Source organism: Kitasatospora sp. NPDC059722 (assembly GCF_042733235.1).
GTDB lineage: Bacteria > Actinomycetota > Actinomycetes > Streptomycetales > Streptomycetaceae > Kitasatospora.
The window spans coordinates 33,795-52,884 of record NZ_JBHWGD010000031.1 but is presented as its reverse complement, the minus strand read 5'-3'; the positions used below and the strand labels follow the sequence as shown (position 1 = coordinate 52,884).

Annotated in this window: 17 protein-coding genes; 11 read left to right on the top strand and 6 right to left on the bottom strand. The window is 73.4% G+C overall.

All coding sequences use genetic code 11. The annotated features are described in order from the left end of the window. The first annotated feature begins 232 nt into the window (after positions 1-232). The 10 genes from ACFV4F_RS20890 to ACFV4F_RS20845 all read left to right on the top strand — a co-directional run bounded on the left by ACFV4F_RS20890 (position 233) and on the right by ACFV4F_RS20845 (position 10,394). Positions 233-1,120 (top strand): class I SAM-dependent methyltransferase, encoded by an 888-nt coding sequence (locus ACFV4F_RS20890; protein ID WP_380448689.1) that lies wholly within the window; start codon positions 233-235, stop codon positions 1,118-1,120. A 1,262-nt stretch (positions 1,121-2,382) separates the two neighbouring features. After that, positions 2,383-3,999 carry a flavin-containing monooxygenase gene (locus ACFV4F_RS20885; RefSeq protein WP_380504413.1) on the top strand — a complete coding sequence of 539 codons (1,617 nt, stop codon included), beginning with the start codon at positions 2,383-2,385 and terminating at the stop codon, positions 3,997-3,999. Between the two features lie 36 nt (positions 4,000-4,035). Then, on the top strand, positions 4,036-4,530 hold the full coding sequence (locus ACFV4F_RS20880; RefSeq protein WP_380504410.1) for an SRPBCC domain-containing protein: 495 nt from the start codon (positions 4,036-4,038) through the stop codon (positions 4,528-4,530). After that, positions 4,527-5,171, top strand: a complete 645-nt coding sequence (locus ACFV4F_RS20875) for a 4'-phosphopantetheinyl transferase (RefSeq protein WP_380504408.1) — start codon at positions 4,527-4,529, stop codon at positions 5,169-5,171. Before ACFV4F_RS20880 ends, ACFV4F_RS20875 begins: the two co-directional genes overlap by 4 nt. Before the next feature lie 20 nt (positions 5,172-5,191). Next, positions 5,192-5,599, top strand: coding sequence for a hypothetical protein (locus tag ACFV4F_RS20870; protein WP_380504405.1), 408 nt, complete (start codon positions 5,192-5,194; stop codon positions 5,597-5,599). Between the two features lie 8 nt (positions 5,600-5,607). Beyond that, positions 5,608-6,294 carry a DUF1963 domain-containing protein gene (locus ACFV4F_RS20865; RefSeq protein ID WP_380504402.1) on the top strand — a complete coding sequence of 229 codons (687 nt, stop codon included), beginning with the start codon at positions 5,608-5,610 and terminating at the stop codon, positions 6,292-6,294. A 184-nt stretch (positions 6,295-6,478) separates the two neighbouring features. Beyond that, complete coding sequence (locus ACFV4F_RS20860) at positions 6,479-7,234, top strand: ABC transporter ATP-binding protein (RefSeq protein WP_380504399.1); 756 nt, start codon at positions 6,479-6,481, stop codon at positions 7,232-7,234. A 5-nt stretch (positions 7,235-7,239) separates the two neighbouring features. Further along, complete coding sequence (locus ACFV4F_RS20855; protein ID WP_380504396.1) at positions 7,240-8,610, top strand: FtsX-like permease family protein; 1,371 nt, start codon at positions 7,240-7,242, stop codon at positions 8,608-8,610. After that, positions 8,603-9,880, top strand: coding sequence for a sensor histidine kinase (locus ACFV4F_RS20850; RefSeq protein WP_380504394.1), 1,278 nt, complete (start codon positions 8,603-8,605; stop codon positions 9,878-9,880). Before ACFV4F_RS20855 ends, ACFV4F_RS20850 begins: the two co-directional genes overlap by 8 nt. A 139-nt stretch (positions 9,881-10,019) precedes the next feature. Next, positions 10,020-10,394 (top strand): S26 family signal peptidase, encoded by a 375-nt coding sequence (locus tag ACFV4F_RS20845; protein ID WP_380445800.1) that lies wholly within the window; start codon positions 10,020-10,022, stop codon positions 10,392-10,394. On the opposite strand, the gene ACFV4F_RS20840 is transcribed toward ACFV4F_RS20845, so the two are convergent. The 3 genes from ACFV4F_RS20840 to ACFV4F_RS20830 form a co-directional block, all read right to left on the bottom strand. Continuing rightward, positions 10,366-11,031 carry a LuxR C-terminal-related transcriptional regulator gene (locus tag ACFV4F_RS20840; RefSeq protein ID WP_380504391.1) on the bottom strand — a complete coding sequence of 222 codons (666 nt, stop codon included), beginning with the start codon at positions 11,029-11,031 and terminating at the stop codon, positions 10,366-10,368. The genes ACFV4F_RS20845 and ACFV4F_RS20840 overlap by 29 nt on opposite strands. Before the next feature lie 178 nt (positions 11,032-11,209). Then, positions 11,210-11,785, bottom strand: a complete 576-nt coding sequence (locus ACFV4F_RS20835) for a DUF1772 domain-containing protein (RefSeq protein ID WP_380504389.1) — start codon at positions 11,783-11,785, stop codon at positions 11,210-11,212. Between the two features lie 37 nt (positions 11,786-11,822). After that, a complete protein-coding gene (locus ACFV4F_RS20830) occupies positions 11,823-12,473 on the bottom strand; it encodes a hemerythrin domain-containing protein (RefSeq protein ID WP_380504386.1) in 651 nt (216 codons plus the stop codon). A gap of 301 nt (positions 12,474-12,774) precedes the next feature. On the opposite strand from ACFV4F_RS20830, the gene ACFV4F_RS20825 reads away from it, so the two are divergent. After that, the gene (locus ACFV4F_RS20825) at positions 12,775-13,548 is read left to right on the top strand and encodes a hypothetical protein (protein ID WP_380445804.1); all 774 of its coding nucleotides are present in this window, start codon (positions 12,775-12,777) and stop codon (positions 13,546-13,548) included. 68 nt (positions 13,549-13,616) lie between these two features. On the opposite strand, the gene ACFV4F_RS20820 is transcribed toward ACFV4F_RS20825, so the two are convergent. The 3 genes from ACFV4F_RS20820 to ACFV4F_RS20810 form a co-directional block, all read right to left on the bottom strand. After that, complete coding sequence (locus ACFV4F_RS20820) at positions 13,617-16,415, bottom strand: condensation domain-containing protein (protein ID WP_380504383.1); 2,799 nt, start codon at positions 16,413-16,415, stop codon at positions 13,617-13,619. Then, positions 16,412-18,298 carry a non-ribosomal peptide synthetase gene (locus tag ACFV4F_RS20815; protein ID WP_380504380.1) on the bottom strand — a complete coding sequence of 629 codons (1,887 nt, stop codon included), beginning with the start codon at positions 18,296-18,298 and terminating at the stop codon, positions 16,412-16,414. The genes ACFV4F_RS20820 and ACFV4F_RS20815 overlap by 4 nt, the downstream gene beginning before the upstream one ends. 69 nt (positions 18,299-18,367) lie before the next feature. After that, on the bottom strand, positions 18,368-19,090 hold a 723-nt coding region (locus tag ACFV4F_RS20810; RefSeq protein WP_380504377.1), incomplete at its 5' end, for a phosphopantetheine-binding protein.

The window sequence follows — 19,090 nt, the reverse complement described above, 5'->3', positions numbered from 1 at the left end:
CCACCGACCACCGCCGCAAGGCCCACGCCTCACGGCCCCCGCACCACCACGGCCACCACGGCCGCAGGCCTCACGCCCGGCACAACACCCGGGCCACCGGCACCCGCCACGGACGGACCGTCACCGCACGCCGGCCCCCGCACCCCCACCACCGGGCCCCGACGACCGCCACCCGGCGGCCCCGGCCCGCAACCACACCACGACCCACCCCCGACAGAACAGGACACCCCCGATGACCACCATCGACGCCCGCTCCATCAACCCCGACGTCGAAGCCATCCGCCACCACTACGAAGTCGGCAACGACCTCTACCGCCTCATCCTGGGCCCCACCATGATGTACTCCGGCGGCTACTGGGAAGACGGCGAAGACCTCGTCGCCACCCTCGACGAAGCCCAGGAACGCAAGCTCGACGTCTTCACCGACCTCGCCCACGCCGCCCACACCGCCAAAGTCCTCGACATCGGCTGCGGCTGGGGCACCATGCTCAACCGCCTCACCACCGTCCACGGCGTCACCCGCGCCGTCGGCGTCACCCTCTCCCGCACCCAGGCCGACTTCATCACCGCCCTCGACAACCCCGCCATCGAAGCCCGCGTCGAATCCTGGGAAGACCACCAGCACGACGGCCAGCCCTACGACGCCGCGTTCTGCATCAACGCCCTCGAACACTTCGTCCTGTCCTCCCTCACCCCCAAAGAACGCACCCAGCGCTACCGCGTCTTCTTCAAGCAGGTCCACTCCCTCCTCAAGCCCGGCGCCCGCTTCGTCCTCCACACCATGACCGTCGAAAACCCGCCCCTGCGCCGCCAGCTCCTCGACGACCTCAAATTCCTCCAGCGCGAAGAATTCGAAGGCTGCCACATCCCCCGCCTGCCCGAACTCGCCACCGGCCTCGACGGACTCTTCGAAGTCACCGAAATCCGCAACGAACCCGAATCCTTCGCCCGCGCCTGCCGCGCCTGGCTCCACCACCTCGCCACCCACCGCACCGAAGCCCTCACCCACGCCGACGAAACCACCATCGCCCGCTTCGAACGCTACCTCGACATCTTCGCCTACACCCTCGAAGACCACATCTTCAACAACTTCCGCGTCACCCTCACCCGCCGCCCCTAACCCCCCACCAGCCAAAACCCCACCCACCCCCCGCCCCGGCCCCGGCGTCCCCGGGGCGACCGCACCAGGACCCAGACACCGGATCGCCAGGCTCCCGCGGCACCCCGGCACCGGACCGCCGGAACGGCCCAAGTGCCGCGGTGCCGGGCTCCCGGGCCGCCGGGCCGCCGCGGTGCCGGACTGCCGGGCCGCCGCCGGGATGGCCCAAGTGCCGTTCACCGGGGCCTCGTTGCGGCGGCACCGCGCCCGCAGGACCGCAGCAGCCCGCACCAACGACCCGAAACACACAGCCCGCCCGAGGAACACCTCAGGAACAGCACCAACAACAACACCAGGAACAACCCCAGCCGGCACGAAGCCCGCACGGACACAACGCAACCGAGCCCGCCCACAACCGCCACACGACGGGCCGCACGACCCCACGGGCAACACCGGCAACCACCCCACCAGAACCACCCCGGGAAACAGCACAGGAACAACCCGCCGAGGCCGGCCCCGAGAACAGCTCCACACGCCCAAGGAACAGATCAGGACCGGCCCAAGGAACGACCCACGGAACCGCCCCACACCAGCCCGAGGAACCGCTCACGGACAACCCGAGGAACGACACCGGGAACACCCCGGGCCGGCACGCAAACCCCCGCACAAAAACCCCGGCACGAAGCCCGCACAAACACAACAGAACCAAGCCGGCACGGACACAACGGAACCAAGCCAGCGCGGACACAGCGGAACCAAGCCGGCCCAAAACGGCCACACGACACCGCAGAAGGCCACCAGGGCACCCGCCCCAGGAACAACACCGGCAACCAGCCCACGAAACAGCCCCGGAACAACACACGAGCCACCCCGGCAACCGGCCCCGCCCCCGGCAACCGCCCCCCGCCCCCCGCCCCCCGCCCCCCGCCCCCCGCCCCCCGCGAAGGCAACTCCCGCACCACACAACGCAACACCACCCGGAACCCGCCGCGACCCCGGCCCGCCACCAGGACCCACCACGGGGAAACAACACACCGAACACCCCGGCCCACCACGGGAAACGGCCACCACAACACCCGGCACAACACGCCACCACCGCCGGCCCCCGGGGCCGCACCCCGGGCCGCACCCCGGGAAACCCCGCCCCGCCCCCGCACCAGAGCACCACCGCCCGGCACCCGCCTCAACAAGCCCCAGCCACCACCCCCGCGGCCCGCACACCCACCCCGGCCCCCGGGCCCGCAACAACCCCGGAAACACAAAGAAAGGAACACACCACCACCATGACCACCACCACCCCCCGCCCCACCACCACCGGCGACGACGACAGCCCGCCCCCCACCCCCACCCCCGCCCAGGCCACCACCGACCCCACCACCACCCAGGCCACGGCCCCCGACCCCGCCACCGACGCCGGCCCCGTCCTACGCCACCTCAAAGTCGCCATCATCGGCACCGGCTTCTCCGGCCTCGGCACCGCCATCCGCCTCCTGCAGACCGGCACCGACGACTTCCTCGTCTTCGAACGCGCCGACGACCTCGGCGGCACCTGGCGCGACAACACCTACCCCGGCTGCGCCTGCGACGTCCAAGCCCACCTCTACTCCTTCTCCTTCGCCCGCAACCCCCACTGGAAATCCACCTTCGCCACCCAGAGCGAAGTCCACGACTACCTCCGCGACTGCGCCCACAAACACGGCGTCCTGCCCTACCTGCGCTACAACCACGAACTCCTCACCGCCCACTGGAACGACACCCACCACCACTGGGACCTCCACACCACCGGCGGCCGCTACACCACCCAATTCCTCATCACCGGCACCGGCTACCTCTCCACCCCCGCCATCCCCGACATCCCCGGCATCCACACCTTCACCGGCACCCTCTTCCACTCCGCCCAATGGAACCACCACCACAACCTCACCGGCCGCACCATCGCCGTCATCGGCACCGGCGCCTCCGCCATCCAATTCCTCCCCCACATCCAACCCCAAGCCGCACGCCTCGACCTCTACCAGCGCACCCCACCCTGGATCGCCCCCAAACCCGACAAACCCAACACCCCCCGCCACACCTGGATGCTCCGACACCTCCCCGGCTACCAGCAATTCCGCCGCAACTTCAACAAACACGGCCGCGAAATCATCGCCTACTTCATGTCCCGCCCCACCCGCACCACCGCCATGAAAAACATGGCCACCACCCACCTCAAAAAATCCGTCCCCGACCCCCACCTGCGCACCCTCCTCACCCCCGACTACACCATCGGCTGCAAACGCCTCCTCTTCTCCAACACCTGGTACCCCGCCATCCAACAACCCAACGTCAACATCATCACCACCCCCATCAAAAACATCGGCCCCACCCACATCACCACCACCGACGGCACCACCCGCCACATCGACACCATCATCCTCGCCACCGGCTTCACCCCCACCAACCAACCCATCACCCACCGCATCCACAACGCCAACGGCACCACCCTCAACCAAACCTGGACCCAACACGGCATCCAAGCCCACCGCGGCACCACCATCCACGGCTACCCCAACCTCTTCATGCTCCTCGGCCCCAACACCACCCTCGGCCACTCCTCCCAAACCGTCATCATCGAAGCCCAAATCACCTACATCATCCAAGCCCTCAAAACCACCACCACCCACAACATCACCAGCCTCCACCCCCGCCACCAAGCCCAAACCCACTACAACACCCAACTCCAAAACAAACTCAAAAACACCGTCTGGAACACCGGCAACTGCCACAGCTGGTACCACGACACCCACGGCAACAACCCCACCATCTGGCCCACCTACACCCACACCTACCACAAACAAACCAACCACTTCGACCACACCAACTACCAAACCACCACCACCCAAAACACCACCCACAACTAACCCACACACACAAAACCGAAGGTGAGGTCAACTGCCGTGCACACCATCGACGTCATCGACGAGACCATCCTCAACCACCCCACCGACCGCGTCTGGCACGCCCTCGTCGCCGAGCTCAACGGCGCCGCCAACTGGTGGACCCCCCACAACACCTTCCAGCCCGGCTCCACCGCCCCCCAGCACAAGGGCGGCACCTCCCGGATCACCGTCCACCCCAACGGTGTCGGCAAGCCCGGGCCGAAGTTGCGCTTCACCGCCACCACCACCCACGTCGACGCCGAGCGCCAGCTCACCACCACTCTCTCCGGCCACTTCACCGGCGACTTCTCCTACACCCTCACCCCCGTCGACGACGGCGCCCGCACCCGGCTGACCATCACCTTCACCAGTACCCCCCACGGCTGGCCCGCCCTCCTCGACAAGGTCGCCCACCTCGGCTTCAAGCACTCCCAGCAGACCCAGCGCGCCCTCACCCAGCTCCGCACCCACCTCGACACCCACCGGGACGACGCCAAGGGCACGAGCGCGTGATCACCGCCCCGGCGCCGCCCGCCCTGCCGATACGCGGCACCGCGCGCGGCACCGTCCGGTGGGCGGAGGCGTTCGGGGACGGGCCACAGGCGCCGCTCCTCCCGGCCGAGGCCGCGCACGTCGCGGGGCGGCCGGAGCGGCGCACGCGGCAGTTCACCGTCGCCCGTACGCTCGCGCGGCGGGCGCTCGGGCAACTCGGCTTCGCACCGTCGCCGTTGCTGCCCGGGGCCGGGGGTGCACCGGTGTGGCCGGACGGCGTGGTCGGCAGCATCACGCACTGCGACGGGTACACCGCGTGTGCGGTCGCGCCGGCCGGGCGGCTCGCCTCGCTCGGCATCGACGCCGAGCCGGCTCGGCCGCTGCCGGTCGGCATCCTGGGGCTCACCGCCTCCACCGCCGAGCGAGCCGGACTCGCGCAGTTGCCTCCGGGCCTCGTCCCCTGGGACCGGCTGCTGTTCAGTGCCAAGGAGGCCGTCTACAAGGCCTGGTACCCGCTGACCCGACGGTGGGCCCCGCTCGTCGAGATGCCCGTGACGGTGTGCCCTGACGGGACCTTCACCACCCACCGGGATGGACAAACCCTCACCGGCCACTGGCACCACACCGGCGGCATCCTGATCACCACGATCGCCCTCCCGTGAGCCCGTGCCAGGATGGCTCCATGCTGAACGCGGTGCTGCGCGCCTCCACCTCGCCGTCCTGGTCGGACCGGGCGAACGCCGGCCGGCAGCTCGCCGCCCACGCGGACGTACCCGAAGTCGCGGCGGTCCTCCGCCGCCTCCTGCAGGACGGCCACGACACGGCCGTCACACAGAGGACGGCGGAGGCGCTGCTCAGGCGGCGCGATCTCCTGGGCCTGCGACTGGTCCTCGCGGCCTTCGCCGGGGCCGACGTCGACACCACCGACCACCTCGGCGACGCGATCCTCAACGTCTGCCTGCGGTCGGACGAGGACCAGGAGTACTTCGAAGGCCTCGCGACGGAGCTCGCCTCGGACGCGGAACCCGACGAGGCGGCGCGTACGGAGGCCGGGCTCCTGCTCCAGGAGTGGAATCCTCGCTTGGCATGATGCCGGTCATGGGAACATCGCTGCACATCGAGGGCTATTCCGCGGCCGACCGTCCGGTCTCCACGCCGACGACCAAGTTCGGCGGCCAACCGGTGTGGCTGACCGGCCCGCAGTGGCCGGTCAGCACGGCATGGGACCGGCCGATGCGGTTCGTCGGCCAGGTCGAGTTGGGCCCGGTGCTCGGAGCGGCCGGGGACGGGAAGGTGGCCTACCTCTTCGTGACCCACGCCGATCACGAGGAGGACTTCTTCGATCCCGACGTCATCGACCCCGACGGCGGTGAGAACGCGGTGATCGTGCAGCCGGCTGGCGACCTTGCCGGCCCGGTGCTTCCGCTCACGACCCTGCCACTGGAGACCGGCCCCGGCCTGTACGGCGACGACGGGTCGGCCGTGGAGTTCACCGTCGATCTGCGGCCCGTCTCCGAGCCCGCTCCCATGACGGATGAGGAACTCGAAGCCCTGCCGGCCGCCGACCGCGACCGCTACGTCGAGCGGATCGACGGCGACAAGATCGGCGGGACGCCACTGTTCTTCCAGGGGGACGAGTGGCCGGACGGCGGCCCCTGGCGACTGCTGCTGCAGCTGGACTCGAACTGGGTGCCGTTCCGGCTCAACCTGGGCGCGGCGCCGAGGTTGTTCGCCTTCGTGTCCGAGGACGGTGCCCAGGGCAGGATGGTCGTCCAGGATTCCTGAGCCGTCAGGATTCCTGAGCCGTCAGGACGCCCGAGTTGGCAGGGCGCCTCAGCCGTCAGGGCCCCTCCCGGTGGAAGACCCGCGGCCGGTACCTACCTCCCCACCTGGGGGTTCGGTTTTCCGAACCCCGGATTCGGGTGCCAGCACGATCGTTTTCGGCGCTCCGCCCGCCCAGGATTGAGGCATGGCTGAGATGACGATGGATCCGGGGACGGCGGTCCTCGCCGCGCGGGCCGAGGGGCTGTACCGGGAGTACGGTCGCGGCTCGGGTGCCGTGCGGGCGTTGCGCGGGGTGTCGGTGGGCTTCGCGCCCGGGACGTTCACGGCGGTGATGGGGCCGTCCGGGTCCGGGAAGACCACCTTGTTGCACTGTCTGGCGGGCATGGACCGGCCCTCCCGGGGGTCGGTCTGGTGGGGCGGGACGGAGGTGTCGCGACTGCCGGAGCGGCGGTTGGCGCAGGTACGGCGCAGCCGGGTGGGGTTCGTGTTCCAGGCGTTCAACCTGATGCCGGCGATGACGGTCGCGCAGAACGTCGAGCTGCCGGCTCGGCTGGGTGGTGAACGGCCGGCCCAGGGTCTGGTTTTGGAGGCGATAGCGAGGGTGGGGCTGGCGGGGCGGGAGCGGCACCGGCCGGGGCAGCTGTCGGGTGGGCAGCAGCAGCGGGTGGCGATCGCCCGGGCGCTCGTGAGCCGGCCGGAGGTGTTGTTCGCGGACGAGCCGACGGGGGCGCTGGACCGGGCCACGGGGCACGAGGTCCTGGCCCTGCTCCGGGCGGGGGTGGACGAGGACGGGCAGACGTGCGTGATGGTGACGCACGATCCGGTCGCGGCCGGGTACGCGGACCGGGTGGTGCTGCTGGCCGACGGTGTGGTGGTCGACGAGTTGGAGCGGCCCACGGCCGCCCAGGTCGGCGAGCGGCTGAGCCGGCTGGGCGGGTGAGGGCCGTGGTCTCGATCGCGCTCGGGCAGCTGCGCCGGCGGCCGGCCGCCTTCGTCGGTCTGGCGGTCGCGCTGCTCCTCGCCATCGCCGCCGTGACGCTCTTCGGTTCGCTGATCGCCGCCCAGGCCGCCGCTCCGGCGGCTGCCCGGAAGGCCGTCGCCGGGCCGGGGGTGCTGGTGATCGCCGGTGCCTTCGGTGAGATCGCCGTGCTGGTGTCGTTCTTCGTCGTGGTGAACGCGCTGGGCTTCGCCCTCCGGCAGCAGCACCGCGAGCTGGCGCTGCTGCGGACGATAGCGGCCACGCCCCGGCAGGCGCGGCGGCTGGTGCGCGGCCAGGTGCTCGCGACGACGCTGCTGGTGGCGGTGCCGGCCTGGGCCCTGGGGGCGGTGTCGGCCCGCTGGTTCCTGGCCGCTTTGCAGCGGCGCGGGATGGCGGCGCCGGGTGTGCGGGTGCCGGGCAGTCCGGTGCCGATACTGGTCGCGGTCGCCGCCGCACTGGTCGTCGGCCTGGTGGCGTCGGCGGTGGCCGCTCGGCGGATCTCGCGGATCGCGCCGGCGGCCGCGCTGACCGCGAGCTCGACCGAGCAGGGGCGGACGGGTGTGCTGCGGCTGCTCGCGGGGGCCGGTGCGCTGGTGGGTGGTGGGCTCCTGCTGCGGCTGGCCGCGACCAGGTCCGCGGAGGATCTGGACAAGGCCGCTCAGGCGGCGCTGCTCGGTTCGCTCGTGCTGCTGGTCGCGGCGGCGCTGCTGGGGCCGCTCATAGCGCGTGTGTTGGTGGCCGTCCTGGGCGCACCGATACGGGTGCTGGTCCCCGGTGCGGGGTGGCTCGCCGATGCGAACATGCGGGGGTACGCGCGGCGGTTGTCGTCCGCCGTGGTGCCGGTCGCCCTGCTGGTCGGGCTTTCGGGCACCATGTCGATCATGACAAGTACCGCCGGGCACGCCGCACGGGCGAGCGCGGGCAGCGTCACCTCCGCGACGGACGTCTGGCTGCGCCAGGCCGAGTTGGGGCTGCTGATCTGCTTTGCGACCGTCTCCACCCTGAACACCCTGGTCGCCGTGACCGCCGAGCGGCGCCGCGAGTTCGCGCTGCTGCGGCTGGTCGGCGCGACGCGTGGGCTGCTGATGCGCATGCTCGGTGCGGAGGCGGTGCTGACGGCGGCGCTGGGCGTGCTGCTGGGCGCGGCGGTGGCGGGGGCGGCGTCGGCGGCGTTCAGCCGGGCGGTGACGGGTTCGGCGGTGCCGTCCGTCCCGGTGGGCGCGTGCGGATGGATCGTGGCGGGCGCGGTGGCGCTCACCGTTCCGGGGATCCTGGTGACGGGTCTGCGGGCGATCGCGGGTCCGGCGACGGAGCTGGCCGGCGGCGGACGTGACTGAGACTTCATCGAGGGAGCGGCGGCCGTACCTCTCCGTGCGCAAGGGCGAATGGGCGTTCGCCGTCCTCGGCCTGCCGCTCGCGCTGCTCGGCAGCCTGTACGCGGTCGCCGTCCTCTACGCGGGGGCGCTGCTGTCGCTCACCGTGCTCGGCCTGCCGTTCGTCGTCGCCGCGCTGCTCGGCGCGCGCGGGATCGGCACACTGCACCGGTGGCTGGTCGGCCGGCTGCTGGGCGCGTACGTCGAGCGGCCGGCCCGGCTGCCGCGGCCCAAGGGCGTGTTCGCCCGCGGCCGGGTCGTGCTGACCGATCCCGTCGCGTGGCGGACGCTGCTCTACCTCGTCCTGCGGCTCCCGGTCGGCACCCTCGGGTTCGCCGCCGCCGTGGGGCTTCCCCTCGCGTGCGGCTGGCTGATCGGCTTCCCGCTCTGGGTGCGTCTCCTGGACGGACCGCACCCGGTCGACTGGCTGGACACGGCGCCGCTGGCCGGCCTGGCCCTCGTCACCACCGTGCCCGCCGCCGTCCGGGCGACGGGCGAGCTGAACCGGTGGCTCGCCCGGCTGCTGCTGGGCCCGGCCCGCGCCCAGCAGCGCGTCCGGGAGCTGGAGAGCGCCCGGGCCGTCCTGCTCGCGGAGAACACCGACCAGCTCCGCCGCCTGGAGCGCGACCTGCACGACGGCACCCAGGCCCGGCTGGTCGCCCTCGCCATCACGCTCTCCCTGGCCGACGACACCCTCACCGGAGCGCCGCCGGACGCCGAACGGCTGCGCACCCTCGTCGACCGCGCCCGCGGCCAGACCGACGACACCATCACCGAGCTGCGCCGCCTCACCCGGGGCATCCACCCGGTGGCCCTGGACGGCGGCCTCGGGGAGGCGCTGCCGGGGCTCACCGCCACCTCGCCCGTGCCGGTCAACGTCAGTCTCGACCTGCGGGAGCGTCCGGCCCCGGCCGTCGAGCGGGCCGTCTACTTCTGCGCCGCCGAGTTGCTCACCAACGTCGCCAAGCACAGCGGCGCGCAGGCGGCCGAGCTCACCGCGCACGCCGCAGACGGCCGGATCCGCCTCATCGTCCGTGACGACGGCCGGGGCGGCGCAGCACTCGGCACCCGACCCGCACCCGGCACCGGACCCGGCGGCGGCACCGCACCTGGCGGTGGCACCGGCCTGACCGGTCTGGCCGAGCGGCTCGCGGCGGTGGACGGCGTCCTGCGCATCGACAGTCCGCCCGGCGGACCGACGGTCGTCACCGCGGAGCTGCCGACGCACCTCTGAACGCCCCTACGAGCTCACCCACCCGACGAACCTCCCAACGAACCTGAAGGAACCATCGTCGCCCCACCGGCAGGTCCGACGGCAGGTCCGACGGCAAAAATCGGTAGGCCGACCCGGCCGGATCTGCCACGATCACCGGATGGGTGCATTGGATGCGGTGGCGGCCAGGGTCGCCGGCGGGGCCACCGTGGAATTCCGGCCGAGCGGCTCGTCGATGGTCCCGCTGATCCGCAGCCGCCAGCTGGTGACCGTCACCCCGGTCGACCCGTCGAAGCTGGAGCCCGGGGACATCGTCCTCGCCCGTGTCGCCGGGACGGTGTACCTGCATCTGGTGTCGTCCCTCGATCCGGCGAAGCGGCGCGTTCAGATCAGCAACAACCGGGGCCGCGTCAACGGTTGGACCGGTCACGACCGCGTGTTCGGCATCTGCGTCGCGGTCGACGGGGTCCCCCGGGCCGGTGCGGCCGACAAGGCGGTCAAGGCCGTCAACTCCCGTTCTCTGCCAGATAGGTGAGGACCGCCTTCACCCGCCGGTTGTCGGCCTCCGTCGCGTGCAGGCCGAACTTGGCGAACACCGCGGCGACGTGCTTCTCCACCGCGCGCTCCGACACCGTCAGGAGTCCGGCGATGGAGCGGTTCGAGTGTCCCTGGGCCATCAGCTCCAGCACCTCGCGCTCGCGCGGGGTCAGGGTGTCCACCCGGCTGCGCTGACCGCCACGAAGGAGCTGGGTGACGACCTCCGGGTCGAGCGCCGTGCCGCCCTCGGCGACCCGGTGCAGCGCGTCCACGAACTCCGAGGTGCGGGCGACGCGTTCCTTCAGGAGGTACCCGACGCCCGCCGAGCCGTCCGCCAGCAGGCGGGCTGCCCAGGCCGCTTCGACGTGCTGGGAGAAGACCAGGATGCCGACCCCCGGCGCCGTCGCGCGGATCTCGACGGCGGCGCGGATGCCCTCGTCGGTGTGGGTGGGCGGCATCCGGACGTCGACGACGGCCACGTCCGGCCGGTGCTCGGCGACGGCGGCCAGCAGCTCGGGTGCCGTCCCGGCGGTGGCGACGACGTCGCAGCCGCGGGCGCCGAGCAGTTCGACCATGCCGTCGCGCAGGACGACGGAGTCCTCGGCCAGGACCACGCGCAGGTGCTTGTTGATCACCCGACCATTATCCGGTCGGCCCGACCCCGCCCGCGCACTCTCCCCGTGGCTCCTTGACCAGGGAGTCGAGTGCCGCTCTGACACCGAGGTCACCGACGTCGACTTCGCGTTCACCGCTGAGGGAGCGTCGTGCCCGCCCGGAGCCGTCCGGGCGGGCACGCGCGTCGGGCGGGTCCGCTCAGCGCGAGCCGCGCCCGTGGAGGAACAGCGCACGGGTCAGGGCCGCCAGGCCCGCCGTGCACAGCAGCGTCCGGAGCATGTTCGTGGCCACCCAGGTGCCCTCGAACTTCTCCCGCACACCGTGGAAGTCCGTGATGTGCGCCGGGTCGCCGGCGGCCGCCAGCTGGTTGTTGAGCGGGATGTTGACACCCATCGTGACCATCAGCGCGGCCACGTACAGGACGGTCGCAGCCGCCGCCCAGAACGCCGCGGTGCGCCGGCCGGCCTTGTACTGGAGGTAGGCGGCGACGCCCGTCGCCACGAAGGCCCCGACGAAGACCAGGCCGAACAGCCCGTTCTCGATCGCCTTGTTGATGTTCTGCATCGCCGTCACGTAGGTACGATCGTCGCCCTTCGCGAGGCCCGGCATCACCGAGACGTCGAAGGCGAAGAACAGGCCCGCCATCAGGCCCATCGCGATGGTCGCCGCCACCAGCACGGGCCCGGCGGCCTTGCCCTGGGCCGCGACGGGGGCGACAGGGGCGCCGTAACCGGCCTGGAAGGTGGAGGGTGGTGCGGTTCGGTTGGTGCTCATCGGTACTCCTTCGGGACGCGGATGGTGCGGTGACCGGTCACAGGACCGGGGCCAGGGTGCGCCGGTAGCGGCGTTCCAGGACGGTGCGGCCCAGCAGCCGCACCGGCGCCGGGATGGTCGCCGCGACGGCGGCCACCGAGGCCGCGTCCGCGCCGTCGAACATCCACGGCTGCAGGTAGGTCATCACCTGGGCGGGGGCGCTCCCGATGATCCGCCGCTCGACCCGGCCGTACTCCGCGACGCCCAGGGCGGCGAGCACCGGGAAGACGACGCGCTCCTCGTGCCGCAGGTGGTCGCGGACCAGGTCGGCGAACTCCTGGGCAGCCTCCGGGAGTTCTTCGATCCGCCCGGTGGTCAGGACGCCCGCCACCCGGCTCATCGAGCGGTCCAGCGCTCCGTGGTCCTGTTCCAGCGCGCCGCTCCCGTCGAAGCCGGGCACGTGCCCGCGCAGGTAGGGCCAGAGGATCTCGTCCTCGCTGTGGTGGTGCCAGTCGATCACCGCGCGCAGCCGGCCGAACCACTCCCCCAACGCCCGCGCGCCGCCGGGCCGTACGCTCCGCGCCGCCGCGCACAGGCGGGCCGCGTCACGCCGCATCGCCACGTGCATCAGGCCGAATCCCCGGACGTGCTCCGGGAGGCCGCCCAGGCCCTGCTCGCTCGACCACACCACGCTCTCGTCTCCAGACATGACGCTCCATCACCTCCGCGATCACACCTACCTGTTGACCTACCCGGCGCTCGTCCCCGACCTCGATGGGAACACACCGGCTCGACGGCGAACCACGCATTTCCACCCCTCCTCAAGCCGCTTTCGAGCGACCGTCGGAAATAGCCACCGAATGCGTACGGAAGAGGCGTTCGGAGAATCAGGACCGGGAATTTCCGTGAAACAGCCGCGCATCAGCCGTGTCCCGGTTCCGCGACACGGCCGCGCCCGCCGCCGTCCGCGCCCGGTAGTCTCGGCCTGCTCTCGATTGGAAGGCATGTCCATGGCCAGGTTGATAGTTCTGCTCATCGCGCTCGCGGTCCTGTTCTCCGTGTTCGGGTTCCAGGGCGGCAACCCCTTCGTCGGCGTGCTGTTCGCCGCCGTGGCGGTCGCCCCGTTCGGCTACCTCGTGTACGCGGTCGTCCGCAGAAGGCGCGGGCCCCTGGACGGGAAGGCCGTCACCCCGGCGCAGCGGCAGCGCCGCACGTGGGCGCTGCGGGTGGTCGCGCTGGCGATGGTGGGGGCGATCGGGTACGGCGGCTACTGGGTGGTCTTCGAACCGCACGCGAGCGACAAGGCGCTGCGGAGCCTGTCGGACTTCGAGTCCGGCTGCGGGGGCTCCTTGGCGCGCAAGTACTTCCCGCAGGCCGCCGAGCACACCGGCCCGGGCCCGCATCCGGTGGCGATGTTCGACATCAGCGAGTCCGGCTCGTCCCACCCCGTCTACCCGTCCCTGGAGGCGCCGGACTACTGGAGCGCGAACAAGCTCGACCCGCACCGCGTGCAGTTGCTCGCGTGCCTGGACGAGCCGGACGAGGGCGACCTCCTGACCACCTGCAAGTTCACGACGGACTCGTTGAAGCTCTACCGGGGCGTCTACAACGTCACCGTCTACGAGGCCCGGACGGGCCGGAAACTCGGCAACGAACGGCTGGTGGGCAGTGCGAAGGCCGCCTGTCCGAGCATGGTCTACCTCGGCAAGAACGTCGACAAGCTCCACACCTCGCCAGAATTCGCGGACTACCAGCAGGTGTTGAAGAAGTACGTCGAGCAGTAGCGGGAAAGGGCGAGGCCCCCGGGGACGGTGCTCCCGGGGGCCTCGTGCTCGATGGAACGCTCCGCGCCTCAGGCGGTCATGGCGGCCAGCACGGTGCGCCAGTCCTCGCCCGGCCCGGGGCGCAGGACGGCGGCGAGGGTATCAGCGCCGTAGTGCCAGGGGCGTCGGAGCTCCCGGTCGGCGTCCGGCCCCGGGGTGACCGTGCTCGCGGACCCCAGCAGGCGGACGAGCTCGGCCGTGAAGTCCGTCCAGGAGAGGTGCCCCGTGACGGCGTTGACGATCCGTCCGGCCGCGGGCGGCTGCTCCACCGCGCACGCGCCGAGCGCCCGGGCGAGGGCGGCCGAGTGGACCCAGCAGGCGCCGGCCCACTCGGGGCCGTCGGGCAGGGTGATCGGTTCGCCCGCCAGGGCGGCCTGGTAGAGGGCGCCAGTGGAGCCCCAGCGGAGCTGGTCGCGCAGCCGCTGGTGCGGGCCCCAGACGATCGGGGCGCGCACGATGCTCGCCGGGCCCCGGCCGGATTCGAGGAGGATCCGCTCGCAGTCGAGCTTGGCCTGCCCGTACGGGGTGAGCCCGGGGCCGGGCTCGGCGCCCTCGGGGACGTCGACGGCCGCGGGCCGGCCGTACGCGTCGATGCTGCTGACGAAGACGAACGGTCCGCCGCGCCAGCCGTCCACGAGGGCGCGCATCGCGGCGACGTCGGTCGCGTGGTCGGTGAAGGTGCACGCGGCGTGGATGACGGCGTCGGCGCCCTCGACGGCCCGCCGGAGGCTGTCGGGGTCGGCGAGGTCACCCTCGGCCACCTCGACGCCGTCGAGGGCCGGGAGGTGGGCCGACTCGGGCCGGACCAGCGCCCGCACCGGGCGGCCCCGGGCCATCAGTTCCTGGAGCACGGCCGCGCCGACCCCGCCGGTGGCGCCGGTGACCAGGACCGTGCCCGCGCGGGCCCGTGTGACGGGGGCGCCGGTGCGGGCGAGGGCGGCGCGGCGCTCGTCGCCACGGGTGGCGAGGAGCCCGGCGAGGGCCCGCGGGGTGCGCTGCTCCAGGATGTCGAGGCCGGTGAGCGGCAGGCCGGTCCGGGTGCGCAGGCGCTCGGCGAGCTGGACGGCGACGAGGGAGTGGCCGCCGAGGGCGAAGAAGTCGCCGTCGGCGGGCGGGACGGTGCCCAGCAGTTCGCCGAAGGCCGTACGGACGGCGGCCAGCGGCCCGGACTCGTCGGCCCCGGGTGCGGGGGGACGGGCCGCGCCGGGCAGGCAGGCGTGGTCCGGCGTGCCGTCGGGAAGGCGGGGCAGTCGGTCCAACAGGACGACGGCGGACGGGAGTTCGTCTGCCCGCACGGCCCGACGCAGGAGCGATTTGAGCTCGGCACCGCTGGGCGCGACCGGTCCGCGCACGACGGCGTAGCCCAGCAGCGGCCCGTCCGCCGACCGGGCGAGCGTCGCCTCGGCGACCCGCGGATCGGCCAACAGTGCGGTGAGCGCCGGGTGTTCGGAGATGGTGAGGCGAGAGCCGGGGAGCTCGTCGACACGGCGCTCCCCGTCCGCGGCGACGGCCGCCAGCAGCTCGGCGAACGCGGCCAGCAGGTGCCCGGCCGTCTCCTCGTCGAGGGCGTCGCGGTCGTGCTGGACCAGGCAGCGCGGCTGCGGGCCGTCCTCGACGAGCAGCGCGAGGCCGAACTTGGCCAGCCCGAGGTCGAGTTCGACGCTCTCGGCGGCGAGGCCGGGCAGCGCGAGCGGCTCGGAGGGGCGGACGACGTCACAGCTGACGGAGAGCAGCGGGGTGCCGTCCGCGCCGCGGGCCGAGGCGCCGAGGCGTTCGAGGACCAGGTCGAACGGGACCTCGTGGTGTTCCTGCGCGTCGAGCAGCGCGCTCCTGACCTGCCCGAGGACCGCCGTGAAAGCCGCGTCCCCCGCGATGTCGGCCCGCAGCGCCAGGGTGTTGACGCTCAGGCCGACGGTGGTGCGCAGGTCGGCGCGGTGGCCGCTGGCGCAGCCGAGGACGAGGTCGCTCTCGCCGGAGGCGTTGCGGAGCGTGGCGAAGGCCGCCGCGAGGACGACGCCGAACAGGGTGGCGCCGTGCCGGGCGCCGAGGCGGCGCAGCGCGTCGACGGTGCCGGGGGCGAGCGGGGCGCTGTGGAGGGCGGCGCGGCGTTCGCGTGCGCCGGGCGGGACGGGCCGCAGGAGCGGCAGCGGGCGGGCGCCGGCCAGGTGGGCGGCGCGGCTGTCCGCGGCGGCGGTGAGCTCGGCGTCGCGGGCGCGTTCGCGGCGGGCGTGCTCGGCGTACGCCGGTCCGGGCGGCGGGAGCTGGGCCGGACGCTGATCGCGCGCGGCCTGGTAGAGGGCGGCGAGTTCGGCGCCGACGATCGGCAGGGAGCCGCCGTCGACGGCGATGTGGTGGATGGTGAGGAGGAAGGTGTGGTCCTCGGGCGCGTGCCGGAGCAGCAGGGCGCGCAGGACCGGCCCGGTGGCGAGGTCGAACGGGCGGGCGGCCTCGGCGGCGAGCAGTCCGGGGGCGTCCGCGTCGGTGGCGTCGACGACCGGGAGCGGCACCGGGGTGGCCGGGAGGGCCTCCTGGTAGGGCTCGTCGCCGCGGCTGCCGTAGTGCGTGCGCAGGACGGCGTGCCGTTCGGTGAGCGCGGTGAGGGCGGCGGCGAGCGCGGCGGGGTCGAGCGGGCCGCGCAGGCGGGTGGCGAGCGGGACGTTGTAGAGGGCGCCGCCCTGGCCGAGGTGGTCCATCAGCCACATCCGCTGCTGCGCGTGCGAGAGCGGGGCGGGGCCGGTGGGGTCCGCCGCCGGGGCGGGCTCGGCGGGGGCGGGACGGGTGCGGCTGCGGGCGCGCCGCAGCAGGTCGGCCTGGTCGACGGCGTTCATCGGTCGGCCCCCTGCGCTTCGGCCCCCTGCGGTTCGGCCCCCTGCACTCCGGCAGCGGCGTCGGCGGCTGCTTCGGCCGCGGCTACGGCTTCCGCGTCGCGCAGGGCCCGTTCGAGGAGTTCGGCCTGGCCCGCGACCGTGGGGTCGGCCAGGAAGGCGGCGAGCGAGAGCTCGACGCCGATGTCCCCGCTGAGGTCGTCGACGACCCACATGGCGAGCAGCGAGTGGCCGCCCTCGGCGAGGAAGTCGGCGGTCGGCGAGGTCACCCGGCGGCCGAGGGCCCGCTCCCAGGCCCCGGCGACGACCTGTTGGATCGGCGTCAGCTCGACGGCCTCCCCAGTGACGGCGGCCCCTGTGGCGGCCTCCCCCGCGGCCGACGCCGTCCCACCGTCGGCGGGCGCGGACTCGGCGAGCGCCCGGCGGTCGACCTTGCCGGTGCCGGTCAGCGGGAGGGCGTCCAGGACGGCCCACGCGGTGGGCACCAGGTGGGACGGCAGCCGCTCGGCGAGCCGGGCGCGCAGCGTCTCGGCCTGCGGCCGCGTGCCCTCGGCGGGCACGACGCACGCGGTGAGCGCCGCCTCCGGCCGGCCGGCCCCGCGCACGACCACGGCGGCCTCGGCGACCTCGGGGAACTGCAGCAGCGCGTGCTCGACCTCCTCCGGCTCGATCCGGAAGCCGCGCACCTTGACCTGGTGGTCGACGCGGCCGTGGAACTCCAGGACGCCGTCCGGGCGGCGGGCCGCGAGGTCGCCGCTGCGGTAGGCGCGCCCGACGCCGGGCAGTTCGCGGAAGCGCTCGGCGGTGAGCTCGGGCCGGTCGAGGTAGCCGTCGGCGACGCGGGCGCCGGCGATCCACAGCTCGCCGACGGTGCCGGCCGGCGCGGGGGCGAGGTCCTCGTCGAGGACGAGCACGCGGGCGCCGCCGGTGGCGCGGCCGATGGGCACCGGGCCGGCGCAATCGGCCGGGTCGACGCGGTGCAGGGTGGTGAAGGTGGTCCCCTCGGTGGGCCCGTAGCCGTTGACGAGCTCCAGCCACGGGAACGCGCGCAGCACGGCGGCGGAGTGGTCGGGCGAGAGTGCTTCGCCGCCGACGGCGAGGGTGCGCACGACGCCGAAGATCCGGGACTGGCGGGCCGCGAGGTGGTGGAAGAGCGCGGTGGTGAGGACGAGCACGGTGACGCCGAACCGTTCGATGTCGGCGGCGAGTTCCTCGGAGGTGGGCCGGTCGGCGGGCGAGACGGCGACGGCGGCGCCGTTCGCGAGCGGCGCCCACAGCTCGAAGGTGGAGGCGTCGAAGGTGACGGCCGAGTGGAACAGGACGCGGTCGCGCGGCCCGACCCGGATCCCGTCGGGCGCGGTGACGAGGTCGGCGATGCCGCCGTGCGGGATCCGGACGCCCTTGGGGCGGCCGGTGGAGCCGGAGGTGAAGAGCACGAGGGCGGTGGCGGCCGGGCCCGTGGTGGGCAGGGCCCGGGTGGCCGGCTCCTCGTCGGTGCCGCGCTCGCCGAGGACGAGGGTGCGGTCGTCGGACAGGCCGGCCTCGGCGAGCAGGGCCTTGTCGCCGAGGGTGAGCTCGACGCCGGCGTCGGCGATCATGTCGGCGATGCGCGGGCGCGGGTAGGCGGGGTCGAGCGGGACGACATGGCCGCCGGCCTGCCAGACGGCGAGCTGGGCGACGACGAGGCGGGTGGAGCGGGCGCAGAGCAGGCCGACGGCGCGGCCGGGGCCGATCCCGCGGGCGGCCAGCACGGTGGCCAGCTTCCGGGCGGCGTCGGCGAGTTCGCGGTAGGTCAGGACGGTGGTGCCGTCGGTCACGGCGAGCGCGTGCGGGCGCTCGGCGGCGTGCCGGGCGATGAGGGCCGGGACGGTGTCCGCAGCAGGCATGACGTGGTTCCCTTCCGGGCGCCCCGGCGGCTGGCCGGGGCGCCCTGGGTCAAGGCTTCGAGGACACGGTCAGGCGGTGGCGCCGGCGCCGGTGCGCCGTTCGTCCACGAGCCGGGCGACGGCGCGCAGGTCGGGCTGGCGCAGCAGTGCGGCGGCGCGCAGCCGCACGTCGTACTCGTCCTCCAGCGCGGCCAGCAGGCGGGCGGCGGCGAGGGAGTTGCCGCCGGCCTCCAGGAAGTTGTCGTGCGGTCCGAGGTCGGCGCGGCCGAGGAGGTCGCGGGAGAGCCGCAGGACGGTGCGTTCCGTGTCGGTGGCGCCTTCCGCGGCCGTCACACCGTTCTCAAGGGATTCGGCGGCCAGCAGCGCGGCGCGGTCGACCTTGCCGTTGGCGTCCAGGGGGAAGGCGTCGACGAGCCGGACGACCGAGGGCACGGCCTGTTCGGGCAGCCACGGGCGGACGGCCTCGATCAGGCCGGCGGCCTCGGGCAGTTCGGTGGAGGCGGCCTGGACGAAGGCGAGCAGCCGGTAGCCGCCCGCCGCGGCCGGTGCGGCGGCGACGACGGCGCGGCGCACCCGCTCGTCGCGCTCGAACGCGGCCTCGACCTCGGCGGGCTCGATCCGCACGCCGCTGACCTTGACCTGGTCGTCGAGCCGGCCGAGGAATTCCAGCACGCCGTCGGCGCGCATCAGGACGCGGTCGCCGGTGCGGTAGACCCGGTCGCTGCCCTCGACGGCCTCGGGCGCGCCGACGAAGCGGCGGGCGGTGAGTTCGGGGTCGAGGTAGCCGGCGGC